At 60.2% G+C, this 22350-nt stretch carries 19 protein-coding genes and 1 pseudogene; 9 read left to right on the top strand and 11 right to left on the bottom strand.

Translation table 11 applies throughout. The annotated features are described in order from the left end of the window. Window positions 1-784: 784 nt before the first annotated feature. From ACX3P0_RS16770 to ACX3P0_RS16740, 7 genes are all read right to left on the bottom strand, one after another. A complete protein-coding gene (locus ACX3P0_RS16770; protein ID WP_459090171.1) occupies window positions 785-1804 on the bottom strand; it encodes a branched-chain amino acid ABC transporter permease in 1020 nt (339 codons plus the stop codon). Further along, complete coding sequence (locus tag ACX3P0_RS16765; RefSeq protein WP_459090169.1) at window positions 1797-2663, bottom strand: branched-chain amino acid ABC transporter permease; 867 nt, start codon at window positions 2661-2663, stop codon at window positions 1797-1799. Before ACX3P0_RS16765 ends, ACX3P0_RS16770 begins: the two co-directional genes overlap by 8 nt. A 77-nt stretch (window positions 2664-2740) precedes the next feature. Further along, window positions 2741-4039, bottom strand: coding sequence for an ABC transporter substrate-binding protein (locus ACX3P0_RS16760; protein ID WP_459081366.1), 1299 nt, complete (start codon window positions 4037-4039; stop codon window positions 2741-2743). 132 nt (window positions 4040-4171) lie between these two features. Then, on the bottom strand, window positions 4172-4804 hold the full coding sequence (locus ACX3P0_RS16755; RefSeq protein ID WP_459090167.1) for a hypothetical protein: 633 nt from the start codon (window positions 4802-4804) through the stop codon (window positions 4172-4174). Next, entirely contained in the window at window positions 4797-5501 is a 705-nt protein-coding gene (locus ACX3P0_RS16750; RefSeq protein WP_459090330.1) for an ABC transporter ATP-binding protein, read from the bottom strand. The genes ACX3P0_RS16755 and ACX3P0_RS16750 overlap by 8 nt, the downstream gene beginning before the upstream one ends. Continuing rightward, the gene (locus ACX3P0_RS16745; RefSeq protein ID WP_459090328.1) at window positions 5494-6198 is read right to left on the bottom strand and encodes an ABC transporter ATP-binding protein; all 705 of its coding nucleotides are present in this window, start codon (window positions 6196-6198) and stop codon (window positions 5494-5496) included. The genes ACX3P0_RS16750 and ACX3P0_RS16745 overlap by 8 nt, the downstream gene beginning before the upstream one ends. A 141-nt stretch (window positions 6199-6339) precedes the next feature. Then, the gene (locus ACX3P0_RS16740) at window positions 6340-7683 is read right to left on the bottom strand and encodes an NAD(P)-binding domain-containing protein (RefSeq protein WP_459090165.1); all 1344 of its coding nucleotides are present in this window, start codon (window positions 7681-7683) and stop codon (window positions 6340-6342) included. A 238-nt stretch (window positions 7684-7921) separates the two neighbouring features. Between ACX3P0_RS16740 and ACX3P0_RS16735 the strand changes: the two genes are divergently transcribed. From ACX3P0_RS16735 to ACX3P0_RS16720, 4 genes and pseudogenes are all read left to right on the top strand, one after another. Further along, a complete protein-coding gene (locus ACX3P0_RS16735) occupies window positions 7922-10285 on the top strand; it encodes a DUF1989 domain-containing protein (protein ID WP_459090163.1) in 2364 nt (787 codons plus the stop codon). 59 nt (window positions 10286-10344) lie between these two features. Further along, window positions 10345-11229, top strand: coding sequence for a formyltetrahydrofolate deformylase (purU, locus tag ACX3P0_RS16730; RefSeq protein WP_459090161.1), 885 nt, complete (start codon window positions 10345-10347; stop codon window positions 11227-11229). A gap of 93 nt (window positions 11230-11322) precedes the next feature. Beyond that, window positions 11323-11555: pseudogene (locus ACX3P0_RS16725) on the top strand (IS6 family transposase); the annotation flags it as partial. Window positions 11556-11819: 264 nt separating this feature from the next. Continuing rightward, window positions 11820-12518, top strand: a complete 699-nt coding sequence (locus tag ACX3P0_RS16720) for a helix-turn-helix domain-containing protein (RefSeq protein WP_459090159.1) — start codon at window positions 11820-11822, stop codon at window positions 12516-12518. A 51-nt stretch (window positions 12519-12569) separates the two neighbouring features. Here ACX3P0_RS16720 and ACX3P0_RS16715 read toward each other — a convergent pair whose 3' ends face one another. The 4 genes from ACX3P0_RS16715 to ACX3P0_RS16700 all read right to left on the bottom strand — a co-directional run bounded on the left by ACX3P0_RS16715 (window position 12570) and on the right by ACX3P0_RS16700 (window position 16424). Continuing rightward, on the bottom strand, window positions 12570-13613 hold the full coding sequence (locus ACX3P0_RS16715; RefSeq protein ID WP_459090157.1) for a heme-dependent oxidative N-demethylase family protein: 1044 nt from the start codon (window positions 13611-13613) through the stop codon (window positions 12570-12572). A gap of 108 nt (window positions 13614-13721) precedes the next feature. Continuing rightward, the gene (locus ACX3P0_RS16710) at window positions 13722-14687 is read right to left on the bottom strand and encodes a PDR/VanB family oxidoreductase (protein WP_459081372.1); all 966 of its coding nucleotides are present in this window, start codon (window positions 14685-14687) and stop codon (window positions 13722-13724) included. Further along, complete coding sequence (locus ACX3P0_RS16705; RefSeq protein ID WP_459090155.1) at window positions 14684-15283, bottom strand: dimethylamine monooxygenase subunit DmmA family protein; 600 nt, start codon at window positions 15281-15283, stop codon at window positions 14684-14686. Before ACX3P0_RS16705 ends, ACX3P0_RS16710 begins: the two co-directional genes overlap by 4 nt. A gap of 7 nt (window positions 15284-15290) precedes the next feature. Beyond that, window positions 15291-16424 carry an aminomethyltransferase family protein gene (locus ACX3P0_RS16700; RefSeq protein ID WP_459090153.1) on the bottom strand — a complete coding sequence of 378 codons (1134 nt, stop codon included), beginning with the start codon at window positions 16422-16424 and terminating at the stop codon, window positions 15291-15293. A gap of 297 nt (window positions 16425-16721) precedes the next feature. Here ACX3P0_RS16700 and ACX3P0_RS16695 point away from each other — a divergent pair, with 297 nt between their 5' ends. From ACX3P0_RS16695 to ACX3P0_RS16675, 5 genes are all read left to right on the top strand, one after another. After that, window positions 16722-17618, top strand: coding sequence for a class II glutamine amidotransferase (locus ACX3P0_RS16695; RefSeq protein WP_459090151.1), 897 nt, complete (start codon window positions 16722-16724; stop codon window positions 17616-17618). 46 nt (window positions 17619-17664) lie between these two features. Beyond that, a complete protein-coding gene (locus tag ACX3P0_RS16690; protein ID WP_459090326.1) occupies window positions 17665-18351 on the top strand; it encodes a GltB/FmdC/FwdC-like GXGXG domain-containing protein in 687 nt (228 codons plus the stop codon). Between the two features lie 12 nt (window positions 18352-18363). Continuing rightward, window positions 18364-19692, top strand: a complete 1329-nt coding sequence (locus tag ACX3P0_RS16685) for an FMN-binding glutamate synthase family protein (RefSeq protein WP_459081376.1) — start codon at window positions 18364-18366, stop codon at window positions 19690-19692. Between the two features lie 62 nt (window positions 19693-19754). Further along, window positions 19755-21062, top strand: a complete 1308-nt coding sequence (glnT, locus tag ACX3P0_RS16680; protein WP_459090324.1) for a type III glutamate--ammonia ligase — start codon at window positions 19755-19757, stop codon at window positions 21060-21062. Window positions 21063-21090: 28 nt separating this feature from the next. Beyond that, the gene (locus ACX3P0_RS16675) at window positions 21091-22344 is read left to right on the top strand and encodes a sarcosine oxidase subunit beta family protein (protein WP_459090149.1); all 1254 of its coding nucleotides are present in this window, start codon (window positions 21091-21093) and stop codon (window positions 22342-22344) included. Window positions 22345-22350: the final 6 nt, after the last annotated feature.

Raw genomic sequence — 22350 nt, 5'->3', positions numbered from 1 at the left:
CCTCATAGAATCACCGGAGTACTTACGCAAAAAGCTCAATCCTGACGTCGGTCTCGCGTTGATCAAACCAGAATTCTAGAGGCCGTTCTCGGCGCGGCCGATGCGACTCTGTTGCAAAAGTCTCTCCGGCACAGAATGGTATTCTCATGTTGGGAATATATGAACTGCGGCACACCTCTTCGGGGGTTTCCTTTCTGGTCGCTCAGCAACGCATTAGCCTGGCCGGCATCGGCGCTGCATCCGGCCCGGGATCAGGCATTGGCCCTGGTGGCATGGGCGGCTGAGGGTCAGGCACCGGGCGTGGCGGTGTCGTCATTCCCTGAAGTGGCTGGTTCGTCGTCCCGTCAGGATTTGGGTTCGGTTCTTCGTCCGGAAACCTGTCGGGATCGGGCTCGTCGATAGGAGACGGCTCACGACCTGGCTTTGGCATTTCTTCGTCCGGATTTGGTTTTCGAGGACCCTGCATTGCTCCAATCTCCTTTGATCGACAAACCGCAATCGCCAGGGTTGGTTCCGTTTCCCGGAATTAAAGGTTCTTCGCATCCAAAGACGAATGCTGGCCACGATCAACGGCAAACCGAACCTTTCCTGACCAATGCGCCGACGTGACATCGCATCCCCCAATCCATCGTTCAGATTGAGGGAACCACAGATAACACGCCAGTCCATACCCGCGCACAGGTCTTCTAGGGCGTCGGACCGAAAATGGAATCCAGTTTTCGGGTCCGATGCTCAATCAAAGTGGTGGAACGTCCTTTGTGCGTCCAATTAGGCGCACGGCGCTCTAATCCCGAACGACAGCCTGTGTATCCGGAGCCCCTGGCGCTTTACGTCCGCGCAGAGCATCATTGGCCTTGATGACCAGGCTTTCCAGCCCGTTTGGCAGGAACAGGATGGCGAGAATGAGAGTCACGCCATAAAGCAGCGGCCGTATCTGGTCGGCGCCGATCGCCCGCAGCACGACCTCATCGATGATGGTCAAGGCGACTACGCCAAGGATCGGCCCATACCAGCGGCTGGTGCCGCCGACGATCGTCCAGATCAGGACATAGACCATGGTGTCCACGTCGAACTGGTTCGGATTGACGGTGCTGAGATAGTGCGCATAGAGCGCACCGGCCAGGCCGGCAAAGAAGGAGGCGATCACGAACGCCAGCATTCGGTAGCGGAACGCATCGACGCCCACGGATTCGGACAGCTTGTCTTGCCAGTGGATCGCATGAAAAGTCAGGCCTATCCGGGATTGTTCGACGCGGTATAGAACCCATAGCGAGATCAGGACGACAACCAGAACCAGATAGTAGTAATTTTCAGGGTTGTAGAAATCGATATGGACGGAGCCTATATTGATTTCGGGAAAGCCGGGGATGCGCTGGATGCCTTTCGGCCCACCGAACGGATTGGTGAAGCGCTTCCAGATCAGCCGCAATATCTCGCCCGCGGCAAACGAGCCGATAAGGAAATAGAATCCCTTCATGCGAAACAGGGGGAAGCTCAGAACCGTTGCAACGAGCGCCGCCGTCACCGCGCCGGCCAGCATTGCCAGGGGTACGGGAAAGCCGAAACTCTTCGCAAAGAGCGCGCTGGCGTAGGCGCCGGTGCCCATCATCACGACATGCGCCAACGACCACTCGCCGGTCAAGGTCTGCAGCCGGTAGCTGACTACGACGAGCACGTTGATGGTGAGCAGGACAAGCAGTTCCTGCTGCGAAAAGCTGACGAAATGCGGGACGCCGATCAACAGCGCGGCAAGGATGAGAATGCCGATCAGGCCGGCTCCGCCCATGGTGGTTTTTTCAGGCACGTTCGCGCACTCCAAACAGGCCCTGGGGTTTGACCACCAGCACTGCCAGCATCAGCAGCAGGCCGACGATATTGGCGATCACGCCATCGTAGAACGTCGTCACGAAAGTGTGGACGAAAGCATACAAGACGGCCGCCACCACCGCACCTTCGAGGCTTCCGATACCCCCCACGATGATGATGATGAACGCCGTGACGATCACCGAATGGCCCATATAAGGCGAGGGCGCCACCAGCGGCGCGGTCATCGCACCAGCGACGCCGGCAAGGGCTGCCCCTATGAACATCGCATAGCGTGCGGTCTGGTTGATCGAGATGCCCTGAAGGGCAGCGGCTTCGCGATCCTGCGCGCAGGCTCTCAGCGCCCATCCGAATTTGCTTCGCCGCAGAAATAGCCACAGCGCCGTCAAAAGCGCCACAGTGACAAGGATCACGGACAGGCGCTCATAAGTCAGGAACGCCCCGCCGACCGTGATACGCCCTTGGGAAACCGATGGCACATTCTGGTTGCGCAGGCCGAAACCAAGCACGGCGAGGTTTTGCAGGATCAACAGGAAGCCGATCGACGCGATCAGCCCGCCCAGCGGATTGGTTCGCAGCGGCCTGAACAGGGCCAGTTCCATCAATATCCCGAGGCAGCCGACAAAGACCAGCCCCAGAGCCACAGCCACGAAGAACGGCAGGCCGAGCCAAGCGTAGAAGAAGACGATCCCATAGGCACCCGCCATGTAAAGTTCACCGTGGGCGAAGTTGATGACGCCCATAACGCCGAAGATCAGCACCAGCCCGACCGCGATCAGGGCCATATAGCTGGCGGCGTAAGATGCATTGAAAACAGTCTGCAGGAGAAAATCCGGCATGGTCTATCCAGTTCGATAGCTAGCGGTTTTTTTGGAGGATGCTGCCGGGCCGGATGGGGTCCGGCAGCGCATTTGTGTCAGGTGCGCTGGCTCCACATCTGGCCGAGATCGGTCATGTGCTTGATCAGCAGCGGCCCGTTCTTGTCCCACCAGTCGGGGATCGAGCGGAACTCGGCGATCGTCGCCTTGCCGTCGCGGATAACGACGACCGGCCAGTCGCCGACCAGCGCATTGTCGATGCCGAACAGTTCCTTGCCCCACCAGCGCGCCTCGCCGAACGCATGCTTGCCCTTGCCGCCTTCCTTCATGGCGGTGAGCACGTCGCCGGGTTCGGCACTGCCGGCGCGATGGGCTGCATCCGCCCACAGTTCCATGATCGAGGCGTATTCCCACGAAACGGCCGACCACTCGGTGGCGCCGTAGCGCTTGACGTATTCGGCGTAGAATTCGTTCGGCTTCTTGAAGTTGATGCGCGGGTCGTTGAGCGCCTTGTCGTCGAAGTCGGGGAACTGGAAGATCACGCCTTCCATGAATTCCTTCGAGGTCCGCTCGACGATGCGCTGGTAGAAGTCCAGCGTGCAGGAGATTATCTGGCCTTTGAAGCCTTGCTGGAATGCCTGCTCGCACAAGGGCTGAACATAGTCGGCGTAGCAGGTGTCGAGGCACAGTATGTCGGGCTTTTTCTCCAGAAGCTGCGTCATCACCGGGGCGAAATCGGTTGTCGCGGGATCGAAGAACAGCGGATCGTTGGCCATCTTGATGCCCCTGGCCTCGAAGGCCGCGAGATAAGTCGCCACCGACGGCTTGCCCAGCGCGTCGTCCTGCGCGCAGATGACGGCCGTCTTGAGTTCCGGCCTGTTGTCCGCGAGCCAGTCCACGCCGGTGACGTTGTAGATCGGGTGCACCTCGCACGGCGCGATGAGGGTTTTGGTGTCGGGCGTAAGATCGCTCGGCAGCAGGGTCGAGACCATCATGCCCTGACGGGCGGCGATCTCCTCCACGCCGGGCCAGGAATTGCCACCCAGCATCATGATGAATTTGACGTTGTTTTCGCGGATCAACTGGGTGGCGCCGGTGCGCGCCTTGCCGGCGTCGTCCTCGTCGTCATAGGAAGCGAACTCGATCTTGTGCGCCTTGCCGCCGATGTCGATGCCGCCAGCCGCATTGGCCCAGTCCGCCCAGATTTTGCAGCCATCGAGGCCGGGCTTGCCCCACGCCGCGACGGGGCCTGTCAAGGGCGCCATGAAGCCGATCTTGATGACGTCTTCCTGCGCAAAGGCCACCTTCGGCATGGAGATGACCGGCAAAAGTGCTGCGCTTGCCGCGCCAGCCAAAAGTGATCTTCGATTAAGCGTGATATTGGATGCAGATTTCATGACATTTCCTCCGCTGAGCGAATAGCCCGTCGGAGAAGTGTCCCCGTCCGGCCTGTTCCCGTTGTCGACCCTACCTTGTTTGGGAATGCGCCGGTCCGACTGTTGCGCCTCCATTTCTTCATCCCCGTACCTTCACCGAAGCGACCCGGCCTCATGCTCCCTTGCTTCACCGTGGGCGTCGGCCAACTTTTCCCGCGCGCCCAGGAGGATGACTGCCGCCATCAATTTTCTCGGGTCGCTCAGCGTTACCGGGCGCTCCCTGTGCCAGCGCGCCAGGCGGGCGGTGGCCTCCTGCAGCCCGACAAACTCGAACGTGTCTGACGAAACGACTTCCTGGCGAACGCCGGCAAGCAGTTCGCGGCCCTTGACGCGCCAGCGCTCCTCATAGGCGGGCCGATGCAGCCGCTCCATGCGCAGATGGAAGAGCGAAGACCGCGCGGTCCGCGGCGCCGTCATTTTCTCGATCCAGCCGTCGCAGGCGGCCCAGGCCTGCGCTGCCGCGGCCCTGATCTGAGCGGTGTTCGCATGGCCATCGACGCTCTCCAGCGCCGCCGCCTGATTGGTGAGGCTCGCCGCGATCCTCGGATCGCCGGCAGCGAAGTCGTTGCGGGCCAGCCGCAGCGCGCCGGCGAAATTCGAGCGGGCCTCTTCCGTGCGGCCTTCCGCAAGACAGGACAGCGCCACCTCGTTCAGGCGTTCCCATTCGAGATCGGCCTCGCGCCATCCGGCGGCGATCAGCTCGGAAAAACTCCATTCTTCACGCACCGAGATAAGCCCTCCTGACATGGTCGTCGGCCCTCAGATCCGCTGCCTTACCCTCGATCGCGACGGTTCCGATCTCGAGGACATAGGCGTAGGACGCTAGCCGGAGCGCCAGTCCGGCATTCTGTTCCACCAGAACCACGGGCACGCCCGTTTCGGCGATGTCGGCCACGATCCGGACCATTTCCTGGACCAGAACCGGCGACAGGCCCATCGAGGGCTCGTCGAGCAGAAGCAGCTTCGGCCCCGACATCAGCGCCCTGCCGATTGCCACCATCTGCTGCTCGCCGCCGGAAAGCGTGCGGGCCCATTGCGTGCGGCGTTCCTTGAGCCGTGGGAAGCGCTGGAAGATGCCGTCGATATCGTTTTCGATCTTGCCCTTGTCGGTTCGTAAAAACGCGCCGATGCGCAGATTTTCCTCGACGCTCAGGTCCGGGAAAATGCGGCGGCCCTCCGGCACATGGGCAATGCCGCGCGCCACGATCTTTTCAGGCGGTAGATTGTCTATGCGCTCCCCATTGAAATGGATTTCGCCTTTCGAAGGCTTCGCCAGCCCTGAAATGGCCCGCAGCGTCGTGCTCTTGCCGGCGCCGTTGGCGCCGATAATCGTCACGATGCCACCCGAAGGCACTTGCAGGTCTATGCCCTTCAGGGCGGCGACCTTCTGGTAGTGGACATGCAGATTGCGGACTTCAAGCAGCATCTTCGCTACGCCCCAGATAGGCTTCGATGACGCGCGGATCGGTGCTCACTTCCTGCGGCGACCCCTCCGTCAGGAACTGGCCGAAGCTCATTACCGTTATGCGCTCGCACAGCCCCATGACGGCTTGCATGTCGTGCTCGACCAGCATGATGGTGATGTCGCGCTCGTCACGCAGCCGCCTTACATGGTCCATCATGCGCTTGGTCTCTTCCGGGTTCATCCCCGTAAAGGGTTCGTCCAGCAGGATCAGCGTGGGATCGGCCGCCAGCGCAACCGCCATGCCCAGCGCGCGCTGATAGCCATGTGGCAGGCTCGACGCCGGTTCGTCGGCGAGCGCACCCAGATCGAAAAGCTCCAACGCCGCGCGCGCCTTGCGTTCGGCCGCACCCTCAATCGCTGAGTCCGACCCGATGATGCGGGAAACGAAGCTAGCGCCGGCGCTGCGGTGGCAGCCGACGCGCACATTGTCGATGACGCTGAATTCCTGGAACAACGTCGTTCCCTGAAAAGTCCGGATAAGCCCGCGCTGCGCGAGCTTGCTTGTCTTGAGGCCCGAAACATCCTGGCCTTCATAAAATATGTTGCCGCTGGTCGGCTTGTAGTAACCGCTGACTAGGCTGAACGTCGTCGTCTTGCCAGCGCCGTTGGGGCCGATAAGACCGTGGATGCTGTTGCGCCGGACGGAAAAGGACAGATCGTTGACCGCCGTCAGACCGCCGAACTTGCGGGTAACGTTGCGCAGTTCAAGAATAGGTGCATCGGACAGAGTAGGACCTCCCTTAGCTATTGCCAGCTTAGGTCAGTCGGCGCGAGATTCCTCGTCTACCGGCCAAGCCTATTTCGTTCCCAGATAGGCCTCCAGTGAATCGTCGAGCGCTTCCAGCCACGGCGTGTGGTGCTTCGGCGCCATGGTGCCGGTCAGCAGCGACCGATAGCTGTGGTTGCGGAAGCCCATGATGTCGTCCATCTTGTGGTGTTCCCACTCCATGAACGTCTGGTTGACCGCATCGATATCGAAGGTCGGATAGTCGGTCGCCTCGATCAGTTCCTTGGTGTAGTCGCCCTGGAACCAGATGGCCTGCTCGGCATCCTCGAGCGTTGCCTCGCGGTCTGCCCATTTCTGGCTGTCGGCCTGCATTTCCGCTTTTGAAGGCTGCTTGATGCGGCCGAGGATGAGGTCGCGCGTGTACCAGGCCTGCGCGTCGAACATGTTGAATGTGTAGAACTGGTCCTGCATGCCGAGGTAGAATAGCTTCGGGTTCTTGTCCCAGACTACGCCCTTGTAGAGGCTCTGGACCCACATGCGGTTGGCGGTCTTCAACCGCAGATCCTCAGTCAGGAACGGGAAATAGTGCAGATAGCCGGTGCATAGGATGATGGCGTCGAAGTCGCGTGACGTTCCGTCCTTGAAATGGCAGGTCTTGCCGTCCACCCGCATCAGCAGCGGCTTTTCTTCCCAGTTTTTCGGCCATTTGAAGCCCATGGGCTTCGATCGATAGCTGTTGGCGATGAAGCGCGCGCCGTATTTGTAGCACTGGGAGCCGACATCCTCGGCCGAATAGCTGCGGCCGATCAGCAGAATATCCTTGTCCTTGAATTCAAGGGCGTCGCGGAAGTCGTGCGAGTGCATGACGCGCCCACCAAACTTGTCGATTCCGTCGAAATACGGCACGTTCGGCGACGAGAAATGCCCCGACGCCACCACCACATGGTCGAATTCCTCGGAATAGACCTCGTCCTTGATGCGGTCATAAACGGATACCGTGAATTTCCCGCTGGTGTCGGAATAGGTAACCATGCGCACGGCGCTGTCGAAGCGGACCCATTTGCGGACATCGGCCTTTTCGACACGGCCCTTGATGTAGTCCCACAGCACCGCGCGAGGCGGATAGGAAGCTATCGGGCGGCCAAAGTGCTCTTCAAACGTGTAGTCGGCGAATTCCAGGCATTCCTTCGGGCCGTTTGACCACAGATAGCGGTACATGCTGCCGTGGACTGGGTCGCCATACTCGTCGGTGCCGGTACGCCAGGTATAATTCCACAAGCCACCCCAGTCCGACTGCTTTTCGAAGCATACGACTTCGGGAATTGTGGCGCCCTTACTCGCGGCGGACTGAAAGGCCCTGAGTTGGGCAAGCCCCGATGGCCCCGCGCCAATGACAGCTACTCTCCCCGCCATTCAAGTCCTCCCAGACTTCTCTAGTGCTAAATAAATTTCACTGGCAGTGACATTAATTGGTTTGATCGACCTGTCAACCGGCGATGCGATGCAAGCGTATATGACGAGGTGCAGATATAATGGACGCTCGATTGGTACGCTTTACGCCTGTGGCAAAGCTTGCTACCGCACGAGGAAGAGGGTATTCTTGTCACGCAAGAAATTTGACGTACAGGAAAAATTCTTACCCGAGGATATCATGCCTTTGACGGACTATCCGGTGATTACGCTTGGGCCTCCGCGCCCAAGTCTGGTCCTGCGCCCTGGAATGCTGGTTCCGGGGATGGAGCGCTACCACGTTGCCGGAGCGGGCGCGGTGTTGGTCGAGATCGAGGCTGGGGACCGGATTGCGGTGCGCAATGCTGAGGGCGGGCAGCCATGCGAACTGGTCGCTTTCGACGGTGCGGGCCGCAGCGATGCCGGCGTGCTGGGGGCGAAATCCAATTCCAACGCGGCCGGGCTGAAGGCGCTGCTGCTGGCTGGCGACGAAAGCCTGCGCGGTTTTCGCTATGGACTGGAACTCCGACGCCTTCAGCTTGCCGGGGCCGAGGCGATCCGCTTTTTCGATGCCGAGACGCCCGCAGGCGTGGAACAAACGTTCACAGCCACCCGCAACGGTGTCCTGATTGCGGCGGCGCCCGGCGGCCCGATGAGAATCGATGGCCACGATACAACGACGCCGCTGGTGCTGACGGTGCAGCGGGCACGGCCACGTACGCGCGGCCGGTCCGACCTCGCCGACCCGCTTGCCGACCCGTTGCTCGACCTGAGGGTAAAGTCGAAGACTGCCGAATCCTATTTCGTCAAGGCAGGCGACTACCTCCAGATCATCGACGTAGACGGCCGCCAATGCACTGACTTCCAGTGCTTTTCGGCGCGCAAGCTCGACAAGGGCCGCGACCTGGCGCTGGACGTCACGGCGACGCGCTCGCTGATGGGCCATGCCTATCCGATGCCCGGCCTGCACGCCAAATATTACGATCAGGATTTCGAGCCGCTGGTGGAAGTGGTGCAGGACACCTGCGGACGCCACGACGCCTTCGCGCTCGCCTGCTACGCCAAATATTACGACGATATCGGCTATCCGGGCCATGCCAATTGTTCGGAAAACTTCAACCGCGCGCTGGCCGATCGCGGCGTCGGCGCCCGCGCCGGCTGGATGGCGGTCAACTTCTTCTTCAATACCGGCATCGATGCGCACGGCGTGATGTATTCGGACGAGCCGTGGTCGAGGCCGGGCGACTATGTGCTGCTGCGGGCCCTGACCGATATCGTGTGCGTCTCCTCGGCCTGCCCGGACGACACGACGCCGGCGAATGGCTGGGACCTGACCGACATCCATGTGCGGACCTATTCGGGCCAGCACAAATTCTCGCGGGCGATAGCCAGACGCGTTACTCCAGATTCCGAGCCAAAAATGACCCGTGAAACCGCTTTCCATTCCAGCTTTGCGAAGCACTCCCGCAACTTCATCGAATACAAGGGCTACTGGCTGGCGAACGATTTCGCCAAGGAAGGGCCGATCGAGGAATACTGGGGCTGCCGCGAGAAGGCGGTGGTGATGGATTTGTCGGCGCTCCGGAAGTTCGAGATCACCGGCCCCGATTCCGAGGCGTTGCTGCAATATACGCTGACGCGCGATGTCAAGAAACTCGGCGTCGGCCAGGTTGTCTACAGTGCGATGTGCTACGAGCACGGCGGCATGATCGACGATGGCACGCTGCTGCGTCTGGGCCATGACAATTTCCGCTGGATCGGCGGCGACGACTATTCGGGCGAATGGCTGCGCGAGACGGCGCAGAAGCTCGGGTTGAAGGTGCTGGTGCGGTCCTCGACCGACCAGATGCACAACATTGCCGTGCAGGGGCCGAACAGCCGCGCCATCCTCAAGGAAGTTGTCTGGACGCCGCCCACTCAGCCAGCGCTGGACGAGTTGGAGTGGTTCCGCTTCACCATCGGCCGCATTGGCGGTGCCAACGGCGCCCCGATCGTAGTGTCGCGCACCGGCTATACCGGCGAATTGGGCTACGAAGTGTGGTGCCATCCGCGCGATGCCGAGACAGTGTTCGACGCAGTATGGGATGCCGGCCAGCCGCATGGCTTGAAGCCGATGGGCTTGCTCGCCCTCGACATGCTGCGCATCGAATCCGGCTTGATCTTTGCCGGCTATGAGTTTTCCGACCAGACCGATCCGTTCGAGGCCGGCATCGGCTTCACCGTGCCGCTCAAGTCGAAAACCGACGATTTCGTTGGCCGCGAAGCCCTGATCCGGCGCAAGGAAAACCCGACCCGCAAACTGGTCGGTCTCGACATCGACGCCAATGTCGCCGTCGGCCATGGCGACTGCATCCATGTCGGCCGCGCCCAGATCGGTCAGGTGACTTCGGCCATGCGCTCGCCGTTGCTCGGCAAGACCATCGCGCTGGCGCGGGTCGACATCATGCATTCGCAACTGGGAACCGAAGTGGAGATAGGCAAACTGGACGGCCACTCGAAACGGCTGCCAGCGACGATCGTGCCGTTCGCGCATTACGATCCGGGTAAGATCAGGCCGCGCAGCTAAACCAGAATCGACCATCCAAAGTCGAAACACATGGAATCCAGCCGAAACGGAGTGTTTTTGTGTCACATTATATTCTGACCGTCCAATGTGAATCCCGCCGAGGCATTGTTGCCGGTATCTCCGGCTATCTTGCCTCACAAGGATGCAACATCACCGATTCCTCGCAATTCGACGATGAACTGACCGGTACATTCTTTGCTCGCATTACCTTTCGTTCGGAAACGGGGGTCGAAAGTGATGAATTGAGCAAAGGATTCGCAGTTGTTGCCAATGACTTTGGAATGGAATGGAAAATCTTCGCGGCCGCAGAACGCACCAAGGTGCTGTTGATGGTATCAAATTTCGGTCACTGCTTAAATGACTTGCTATACAGATGGCGCATCGGAGCTCTCCCAATTGAAATAGTGGGCGTTGTCTCCAATCATCTCACCTATCAAAAAGTCGTCGTAAATCACGATATCCCGTTTCACCACATTAAAGTAACGAAAGACAATAAGCCCGACGCGGAGGCCCGTCTTATAACCGCGATCCAGGACAGTGGAGCTGAACTTGTGGTGCTGGCCAGATATATGCAGATTCTTTCGGATGCAGTATGCCGGAAGATGGCGGGTCGAGTGATCAATATTCACCACTCCTTCCTGCCATCATTCAAAGGTGCAAGCCCATACCAGCAGGCTTTTGAACGCGGTGTAAAATTGATCGGCGCCACAGCACACTATGTCACGCCAGACCTCGATGAAGGCCCAATCATCGAGCAAGATACGGTCCGTATTACACATGCCCAGTCCCCAGATGATTATGTGAGCCTTGGTCGCGATGTAGAAGCCCAGGTTCTGGCCCGGGCAATTCATGCTCACATTCACCGGCGCGTTTTCGTAAGTGGCAATAAGACGATTATTTTCCCTGCAAGCCCAGGAAGCTATGCCTCTGAACGGATGGGATGAATGCGCCAGAAAAGCTGCTCCGTCGGATAATCTTCTTACCACATATGGTCAGTAGCGATCGATTGACAGTCAATTGGCTACGTTTGACCTGGGTCAGAAAGGAGCCCAAACAACCGCGCCGAGAATTCACATGTGCCGCTGCGAAAGCGGGAGCGAACGATGCAGCGCTTTCAATCACCGGGAAGCCTTCAGCGCTCGTCTTGATCTTCCCCGTCATCCGAAACATCTTCCTTCCACCCCATTCACAACGCTCCGCATTCCAAAGCCGCCTTCACCGCATCCACGCGATCGCGGAGTGGAAAGCCGTTACGGGAACCAGGGTTTGAATTCTGCGGAGACAAAATAAACCCCACGATTCCGCACTCTAGTTAAAGTGACATCGCCCGGCCACCTCGTGTCCTCAAGCGAACTAGCCGAATGCAGCAACTACTTCGAAAACGCCGGATACGCTTCCTTCAAAACCTGAAACTCTAGCCTTGCTGCGCCCGCGCCTTGCTCCCGAAAGCCGGCGGACTTGAACCACATGGCTATTATGTTTACCAAGGTGAAATATCGACCACAAGGACGGTAGGGGTGTTGGCGGTGGCGAAATGAAAAAATCAGCGACGGATGAGCAAGAACCTCCTGCCGCGATTGCTGCGAGCAAGAAGGCCAGCCCTAAACCTCTGACCCAGGACCCCCATGCCGTCCGCGACACCAGGGAAAAGGTGCTGGAAGTCGCGATCGGCCACGAAGTCCGCGCATTTCGCAAGAAACTCGGCATCACGGTTGCCGACCTTGCCGCCGCCACCAACATTTCTCTCGGCATGCTTTCGAAGATCGAGAACGGCAATACCTCGCCGTCGCTGACGACGCTGCAGTCGCTGTCGCGGGCGCTTGGTGTTCCGGTAACGGCATTTTTGCGACGATTCGAGGAAGATCGCAACGCTGTCTTCGTGAAGGCGGGCGAAGGGGTCGATGTCGAACGACGCGGCACCCGGGCCGGACACCAGTACACGCTTCTCGGTCATATCGGTTCCAATACGGCCGGCGTCGTCGTCGAACCTTATCTCATTACGCTGACGGAAGATTCGGACGTATTTCCGACGTTCCAGCACGACGGGATGGAGTTTCTCTACATGCTGGAAGGCGAGGTTGTGTACCGACACGGCAGTAATCTTTACCGGATGGTGCCAGGTGACAGCCTGTTTTTCGATGCCGATGCCCCGCACGGCCCACATGAACTGACAAAGCTGCCGATGCGCTACCTGTCGATCATCTCTTACCGCCAGGGCGGCGGACAGGTTTGAACCGTGTCAGGAATTCTTTGGTCGAGCATCGGATGCTGCTTTGATCCGCTTCTAATCCGGCCCATACCCCGATGAAGTCGGCGCGCCGTCGTCATGTTTGGACAGCCATTCGACCACGGTCGGCCGGTAGCGCGTCAGCCCCTTGTACTCGGCCAATTCGCTCGGCACGTCGCGCAAAACCCGGTGGAAGCGGCGTGCCCATTTCGGCGACGTCACCAGTTCGTCCATCTTGATCAGGTAGCAGCGGATCGGAAACAGCATGCCGTTGGAACGTGGCAGGCGGAAGAACATCTGCACTTCGACGCGAAGATGCACCTTCTCGCCCACATTCTCCGGCGTGACCGTCATCCGGTCCGTGCCCCATTTGTGGTAATTTTCGGGGCTTGTGTCGAGGCGAGGGTTGATCGTCATCGTCCAGTTGAGGCGGCGTGCCGGCTGGCCCTGCTGCATGGCCATCAGGAATTTTAGCGCGCGCGTGAACACGCCCATTTCATGGGCCAGCGGCACCGGTGCATGCCATTCGAAGAAATTCATGCCGATATCGAAATCCAGCGACCAGTCGGCCTGAGTGGTGATCATGCCGGCATCCATCCACAGATTGCCCTCACGCTGGTCAAGCACGGCGAAATCGCCCTGGCTCTGCCGCGTTATATATTCCAACGGGCCATAAGGCAGCGTCGAGGTGTCCCCGAAGGTAAAGCGTTGGTCGATGTCGAGCGGCCGGTTGATCCAATGCCACTGGTCGTCGTCCCGCGTTAGCGTGAAATACTCCGGATAGTCGCGCGCCATCTCCGTCATCAGCAGTTCCAGCGTGTCCCAGCCGGCCAGTGTCATGTGCGGAAGCGATTGGCAGCGTAGCGGGTCTTCGGCAAGCACCAGCGCGCGGTCGTGCATCTCCGAGACATAATGCTCGTCAACGTCGAAAAGGTGCCCGAAGACGCTATCCTTGTTGCTGCTCCTTACATGCGGTTCTATATTGACCGAATACATGTAGCCGTCTTCATGGAAGGGAAACGGAAAGCGCCGGACCTGCTCGGGGCTGTTCTTGAACGAGAAATCGTCGCGAAACGTTTCCTGCCTGAAATTGATCGTCATGGTTTCCTCCCGATACGCCGGAGCGCCTTGCACCCATCCGGAAATGGAGCACGCTCCGGCATTTTCAAATAGCCTGACCCACCCGCCAGGCTAAATCCAGTCAACCTGCTAGCGCTCCAGGACAAGGGATTTTCCCTCGAACCGCGAGACGCACGGCATGATCTTCTTGCCGCTGCGATGTTCCTCTTCCGACAGGAAATGGTCGTTGTGCACGAATTTTCCGTCATAGGAGATGACGCTGGTTTCGCACTGGCCACAGACGCCACCCCGGCAAAGATAGGGCGGGTTGACCCCTGCCGCCTCGATCGCTTCAAGCAGGCTCTGCTGTTCGCCGACATGGATCTGCTTGCCGCTTACCGCAAGGTTGACGTCGAAGGGCGCCCCGTTCTGCGGCGCGGTGAAATGCTCAAAATGCAAGGCTTCGTCCGGCCAGCCAAGCGCCCTGGCGGTCGTCAGCACGGCATCGATCATGCGCATCGGCCCACACACATAGAGATGGGTGCCGACCGGCTGGGTGGAAAGCAGCCTGTCGAGGTCAAGACGGCTCTTTTCCTCGCTGTAGTAGAGGTTTATCCGATCGCCATGACGCTCACGCAGCATCTCGGCGTAAGCGCCATGCGTGTGCCCACGGCTGCAGTAATGCAAGTCGAAATTACCGCCATTGCGGGAAAGCTGCGCGATCTGCGCCATGAAGGGCGTGATGCCGATGCCGCCGGCAATCATCAGGTGCTTTTTTGCCCTGAGATCGAGTGAAAACAAATTGACCGGGTTGCTGATGACCATGCGTAAGCCGGGCTTGACCTGACTGTGCATGAACAGCGAGCCGCCGCGCCCCTGGTCGTCGCGCCTGACACTGATCGTATAGTCGGTGGTGTCGAGCGGCGAACTCATCAGAGAATAGGGGTTGAGTCGGGTCTGACCGTCCTCGCGCATTTCGATGACGACATGCGCGCCGCCCGAAAATGTCGGCAACAGCCCGCCTTCGCTTCGGCGGAAATGGAACCGCTTGACCAGATTGGTCACCGGAACGACATCGGTGACGGTGACGATGATCTTGTTGGTGCTGGCGCTCATTTGAAAACCTCTTCCTTCAAGGGGTTTTCGCTCGGATCTTCGGCGTTGATGCAGACACCCTGGAAAGCGGCGAAGCGCCGCGAATAATGATCCCGCACCAAAAGCAGCAGGCCGCAATGCAAACAGGTAGCAGGCTGTGTTGTCACGTTTTCGGTAATGCCCTTGCAGTGCACGCACTGCACCCGCCGCGCCAGCGAGCCCCGATGTTCGGTTTGGATCGAACGATGATTGATGCCTGCTTCAATCGCGGCGAGCATCGCCTGCCCGATCAGGCCTTCCGAGCCGGACAAATAGAGCCGGGTGCCCATATGGGCATTGGCCAACACCTGCCGCAGGCGCGGCAGCGCGCTGGCAAAGGACGGGCTTTCATGGAATTGCGCCGGCTTCAACCCGGCCAGCGCCTCGCCATGGCGCGAGCCGGTATCTCCGGGAATGAAGATCACGCGCGCATTATCGAAAAAGCCGGCAGGTGCCTTTTGCGCCATGTCGAGGATGGCCGACGCCCCTTCGGCGTCAGCGACGAAGAGGTGGTCCGTGCCGGGCTGCGGCGAAAGCGTTCCATAGACCGGCCGGCTTATGATCGGCGTTGCAGGCATTCCCAAGTTAGCCTTTCGCAGTCCGTTTCAGTTTCTTCGGGTCATCGAACGGCAGGGTATGGGCCGAAGCCTTGATCGTGCCGCTGCCGTTGTGGATTTCGAGCGGGGTGTTCTGCACGGCGCAATCGACATCCAGGCGGGCGATGCCCATGGATTTCCCGGTGAGCGGCGAAACCATCGCGCAGGTTACCACGCCTACCTCCTTGCCGTTCCGGAACACTTTGGCGCCTTCGTCGGCCGGCTCCTTGCCGTCCAGAAGGACACCGAAGATCTTGAAGCGCTCCTTGCCCTTCAGGCGGTAATGCTCCTCGGCGCCGCGGAACCCGGTCTTGCCGGGGCTGACGGTGAAGTCCAGCCCCAGTTCCCACAGTGTATCGCCAGGCCCCTCGTCGGCAAAGGGGTATTTCTGCGAATTATCATAGGGGTAGAACAGCAGATAGCTTTCGACGCGGAGCATGTCGAGGGTGGTGAAGCGGCACGGAATGATGCCCATGCTCTTGCCCTCCTTGACGATCGTGTCCCAGATCGCCCCCGCATCCTGGCCACGACAGAAGATTTCATAGCCGCGCTCGCCGGTATAGCCGGTGCGCGAGATCATGACGGGAAAGCCGAAAAGCTGCGTCTGCATATGGTGGAAGTAGTTGAGATCGCGGATGCCCGGCACATGCTTGGCGAGAAAGTCGACCGCAACCGGCCCCTGCAGGGAAAGATTGTGAAGATTGTCGTCGAAACGGATCGAGACGTCGCGGCCGACAGCGGCGCGCTGCAATTCCTCGTGGCCGGTGCCGGAACCGTGTACGACCATCCAGCTATTGGGCCCGAGACGGTAGATGACGCAGTCGTCGGTGAATTTGCCGGCCTCGTTCAGCATGCAGGCATAGACCGAACGGCCGGGCATGATCTTCTCGACGTTGCGGGTCGTCGCAAGGTCTATCAGATGCGCGGCATGCGGGCCGGTGATGTGCACCTTCTTGAGGCCCGACACGTCCATCAGGCCGGCCTTGGTGCGGATCGCGACGTATTCCTCGTTCGCGTCCTTGTCGTAGGACCAGGCCGTGCCCATGCCGCTCCAGTCTTCCAGCTTGGACCCGAGGGCGCGATGGCGATCGGCCAATGTCGAAAACCGCCAGGATGCCGTCATGATACTCACTCCTACCTGTTTCTTGGTCTTTGTCGCTCCGACCGGGCGAAGCCGCAAAGGGTGTCGCCATACTGCCTCAAAAATCCTCGCACGCAATACTGGTATGCAAAAAATTTCATTGCAGGTAAATTGCAAACCTGCCCGAAAGCCCCCTGCCCCAGCCGTGCAGAGCCTCTCTGGACGACGTGACGAACCCTGTCTTTTTGTTTTCTAGCATGAAAAAAAAATTCACGGTAGTTGAAGTGGTTTTGTAAAACTGCTAGCACTTAAGCCGGCAATTGAAGGAGTTGGAAGCCGATGTGTGGCATTGTTGGATTGTTCCTGAAAGACAAGGCGCTGGAGTCCCAACTGGGCGCCATGCTTTCGGAGATGCTTGTTTCATTGACCGATCGCGGTCCGGACAGCGCCGGCATCGCCATTTACGGTCCCGGCCAGAAGGATCACGGCAGGATCACGGTCCAGTCGCCATCGCCGGCACAGGATTTCCCGGGGCTGGATAGCGAACTCGGCAAGAAGATCGGCTCCCCGGTCAAGATGACGGTCAAGTCGACCCATGCCGTCTTCGACGTGCCGCGCGAAAAACTGACGGCGGCGCGCGATGCGATAGTCGAGCTGCGCCCCAACGCCCGCGTCATGGGCATGGGCGAGGCGATTGAAATCTTCAAGGAAGTCGGCCTGCCGGCGGACGTGGCCAAGCGCTTCGAAGTCTCGAAGATGACCGGCACCCACGGCATCGGTCATACCCGCATGGCGACGGAATCGGCGGTGACGACGATGGGTGCGCACCCGTTCTCGACCGGGCCGGATCAGTGCCTCGTTCATAACGGTTCGCTTTCCAACCACAACAATGTGCGCCGCAATCTGAAACGCGAAGGCATGAAGTTCGAAACCGAGAACGATACCGAGGTCGCCGCCGCCTATCTGTCCTCGCAGATCGCCAAGGGCCAGGATCTTGGTCAGGCGCTGAAATCGAGCCTTGTCGATCTCGACGGCTTCTTCACCTTCGTCGTCGGCACCAAGAACGGCTTCGGCGTGGTGCGCGACCCGATCGCCTGCAAGCCGGCGGTTCTCGCCGAAACGGACCAGTATGTGGCGTTCGGAACGGAATATCGCGCGCTGGCGAAGCTGCCCGGCATCGAAGACGCCAGGGTCTGGGAGCCTGAACCCTCCACCGTCTATTTTTGGGAGCACTGAAACCGTGAAACATGATGTCATCGACGTGGCGGAAAGGACCTCGGGCATGCGGGTCTTCGACCTTGCGAAGGCGCCATTGCGCGAACTCAATCAGGCGCTTCATGCCGTCAAGGACGGTTCCAACGAAACCGCCTGGGAAGTCCTGAACCCCAAGGGCAGCCATGCGGTCGCCGCCGGGGTCGATGCGCCCATCAGCGTCGACGTAAAAGGCAATGTCGGCTATTATTGCGGCGGCATGAACAGCGAGGCGACCATCACCGTCCATGGTTCGGCCGGTCCGGGCGTCGGCGAAAACATGATGTCGGGCGCCATCGTCATCAAGGGCGACGCCAGCCAGTATGCCGGCGCAACCGGCAGGGGCGGCTTGCTGGTCATCGAAGGCAACGCCTCGTCGCGCTGCGGCATTTCGATGAAGGGCATCAACATCGTCGTCCGTGGCAACATAGGACACATGTCGGCGTTCATGGCGCAGTCGGGCAATCTCGTCGTTCTCGGCGATGCCGGCGATGCGCTGGGCGATTCGATCTATGAGGCGCGCCTGTTCGTGCGCGGCAGCGTCCACAGCCTCGGCGCCGATTGCATCAAGAAGGAAATGCGCCCCGAGCACATCGCCATCGTTCAGGATTTGCTCGACCGCGCCGGCGTCAAGGACGTCAAGCCGGAAGAATTCACGCGCTACGGGTCGGCCCGCACGCTCTACAATTTCAATATAGACAACGCCGACGCGTATTGAGGGCAGAACAGCATGACTTACCAGAATCCCCCGACCACGCCGCGCCGGTCCGCGACCTTCGACGAGTACACGCTTTCCGAAATCCGCCGCGCCGCCGCCACCGGCATCTATGACATCCGCGGTGCCGGAGCCAAGCGCAAGGTCCCCAATTTCGACGATCTGTTGTTTCTCGGAGCCTCGATTTCGCGCTATCCGCTCGAAGGCTACCGCGAGAAATGCGAAACCAGCGTCGTGCTCGGCGCGCGCTTCGCCAAGAAGCCCATCGAACTCAAAATCCCGATCACCATCGCCGGCATGAGCTTCGGCTCGCTGTCGGGTCCCGCCAAGGAAGCGCTTGGCCGGGGCGCCACCCTTTCCGGTACATCGACGACGACCGGCGACGGCGGCATGACGGAGGAAGAGCGCGGCCATTCCAAGACGCTGGTCTATCAGTACCTGCCGTCGCGTTACGGCATGAATCCGCGCGACCTACGGCGCGCGGATGCCATCGAAGTCGTTGTCGGACAGGGTGCCAAGCCCGGCGGCGGCGGCATGCTGCTCGGCCAAAAGATTTCCGACCGCGTCGCCGAGATGCGCACCTTGCCGAAGGGCATCGACCAGCGCTCGGCCTCGCGCCATCCCGACTGGACCGGCCCGGACGATCTCGAGATCAAGATCCTGGAAATCCGCGAGATAACGGACTGGGAAAAGCCGATCTACGTAAAGGTCGGCGGTGCACGGCCCTATTACGATACGGCGCTGGCGGTCAAAGCCGGAGCTGACGTCGTGGTCCTCGACGGCATGCAGGGCGGAACCGCGGCAACGCAGGAAGTCTTCATCGAAAACGTCGGCCAGCCGACGCTCGCCTGTGTCCGTCCGGCCGTTCAGGCGCTGCAGGATCTGGGCATGCACCGCAAGGTTCAGCTCATCGTCTCAGGCGGTATCCGCAACGGCGCCGACGTCGCCAAGGCGATGGCGCTGGGTGCCGATGCCGTTTCGATCGGCACCGCCGCCTTGGTCGCCCTCGGCGAAAACGATCCGCGCTGGGAGGCCGAATATCAGAAGCTCGGCACCTATGCCGGCGCCTATGACGACTGGCATGAAGGAAAAGACCCATCAGGCATCACGACACAGGACCCCGAATTGATGAAACGTGTCGACCCGATAGCAGCGGGCCGGCGGTTGGCCAACTACCTGAAGGTGATAACGCTTGAGGCGCAGACCATCGCGCGCGCTTGCGGCAAAAGCCATCTGCACAATCTGGAGCCAGAGGACCTCTGTGCCCTGACCATAGAGGCGGCCGCCATGGCCGGCGTGCCGCTGGCGGGAACAAACTGGATTCCCGGTAAGGGCTCCTTTTAAAACGTTCGAATTGGGAGGAACAATTCTTGGGAACTGAATTCAACACCAAACCGGAATCGAACGTGCAGAGCGACCTGGCAGCCTTTGCCAAGGCGCGCGACGTCAAGTTCTTCATGATTACCTACACCGACGTGCTTGGCTACCAACGGGCCAAGCTTGTGCCGACGCGCGCCATCACCGACATGCAGAGAGACGGAGCCGGCTTTGCCGGTTTCGCCGGCGGCATGGACATGACGCCCGCCAACTCCGACATGCTGGCGGTGCCGGACCCCGATTCGGTGATCCAGTTGCCGTGGAAGCCGGATGTTGCCTGGCTGGCATCGGACTGCGTGATGGACGGCAAGAAGGTCGATCAGGCCCCTCGCAATACGCTGAAGCGGCTCGTTGCCGAGGCAGCGGCTCAAGGGATTCGCGTCAAGACAGGCGTCGAGCCCGAGTTTTTCCTGACCACCCCGGACGGCATGTTGATCGCCGACGAACACGATCGCCTGCCCAAGCCGTGCTATGACCAGCAGGCGCTGATGCGCCGCTTCGACATCATCGCCGAAGCGAGCGACGCCATGCTCAACCTCGGCTGGGAACCCTACCAGAACGATCATGAGGATGCGAATGGCCAGTTCGAGATGAACTGGCGCTACGACGACGTGCTCATCACGGCCGACCGTTATTCCTTCTTCAAATTCATGATCAAGACCATCGCCGAAAGACACGGAGTGCGCGCAACATTCATGCCGAAGCCGTTCCCCGGCCTGACCGGCAATGGCTGCCATGCTCATATCTCGGCATGGGATCTGACCGGCGAGAAGAACGTCTTTGCCGACGATGCTTCGGCAGACGGACTATCCGAAGGGGGCATGCATTTCCTCGGCGGCATCATGAAATACGCCCCAGCGATGACGGCGATCATTTGCCCCACCGTCAATTCCTACAAGCGCATCAATGCCCCGCGCACCACCTCCGGTGCGACCTGGGCGCCGAATGCAGTGACCTGGACCGGCAACAACCGCAGCCACATGGTGCGCGTCCCCGGCCCCGGGCGTTTCGAACTGCGCCTTCCCGACGGCGCCGCCAACCCGTACCTGATGCAGGCCGTCATTCTCGCGGCTGGTCTCGCCGGTATTCGCGACAAGCTCGATCCGGGCCCGCGCAGCGACATCAACATGTATGAGGACGGCCACACCATCAAGGATGCGCCGAGGCTGCCGCTCAATCTCCTGGATGCCCTGCGGCTTCTGGAAGCAAGTACGGAGTTCAAGGAGATGCTCGGTACGGAACTTGTCGACGCCTTCGTCAAGCTCAAGATGAGAGAATGGAACGCCTACGCCTCGCACTTCACCCAGTGGGAACGCGACAATACCCTGGACGTCTGACGGCGGCCCGCGCTGCGGAAAAATCACGATGAAATATTCGATCTTCTCCCTGGCGCGCGCAGCCCTGTCCGGGCATCGGAACTGGCCGCGCACCTGGCGTGACCCCGCTCCCAAGCCGCACTACGACGTGGTCGTCATCGGCGGCGGCGGGCATGGCCTCGCCACCGCCTATTTCCTGGCCGAAAAATACGGCATCCGTAACGTTGCGGTGCTGGAAAAGGGCTGGATTGGCGGCGGCAATGCCGGCCGCAACACCACCATCATCCGCTCCAACTACATGCTGCCCGGCAATACCGGCTTCTACGAATTGTCGATGAAGTTGTGGGAGAGCATGGAGCAGGACCTCAACTACAATACGATGGTCAGCCAGCGCGGCATCGTCAATCTGTACCACTCCGATGCCCAGCGCGACGCCTTCGCCCGGCGCGGCAACACCATGCGCATCAACGGCATCGACGCCGAATTACTGGATCAGGCGCAGATCCGCAAGATGATGCCGTTCCTCAATTTCGAGAACGCGCGCTTTCCGATTCAGGGCGGGCTGTTGCAGCGCCGCGGCGGCACCGCGCGCCACGACGCCGTCGTGTGGGGCTATGCCCATGCCGGCGATCGGCTCGGCGTCGATGTCATCCAGAACTGCGAGGTCACCGGCTTCACCCGCGACCAGAACGGCAAGGTCACCGGCGTCGAGACGAGCCGTGGAAAGATCGGCGCCGGCAAGGTCGGCATGGCGGTCGCCGGCAGTTCGTCGCGCGTCGCGGCGATGGCCGGCATGCGCCTGCCGATCGAAAGCCATGTATTGCAGGCCTTCGTATCGGAAGCGGTCAAGCCGCTCATTCCCGGGGTCGTCACCTTCGGCGCGGGGCACTTCTACGTCAGCCAGTCCGACAAGGGCGGGCTGGTCTTCGGCGGCGATCTCGACGGCTACAATTCCTATGCCCAGCGCGGCAACATGCCTACGATGGAAGACGTGTGCGAAGGCGGCATGGCGCTGATGCCGATGATCGGCCGCGTACGCCTCCTGCGCCAATGGGGCGGCCTGATGGACATGTCGATGGACGGCACTCCGATCATCGATAAGACGCCGGTCGACGGGCTCTATCTCAACGCCGGCTGGTGCTATGGCGGCTTCAAGGCGACACCCGCATCAGGCCTGGTATTCGCGCATCTTCTGGCGACGGATACGCCGCATGAGGAAGCCAAGCGCTTCCGCCTCGACCGTTTTGAGCGTGGCGCCATGATCGATGAGAAGGGCCAGGGCGCCCAACCGAATTTGCACTGAAGGCTG

The organism is Mesorhizobium sp. A556 (assembly GCF_054489545.1).
This window is presented reverse-complemented; position numbering and strand designations above follow the sequence as displayed.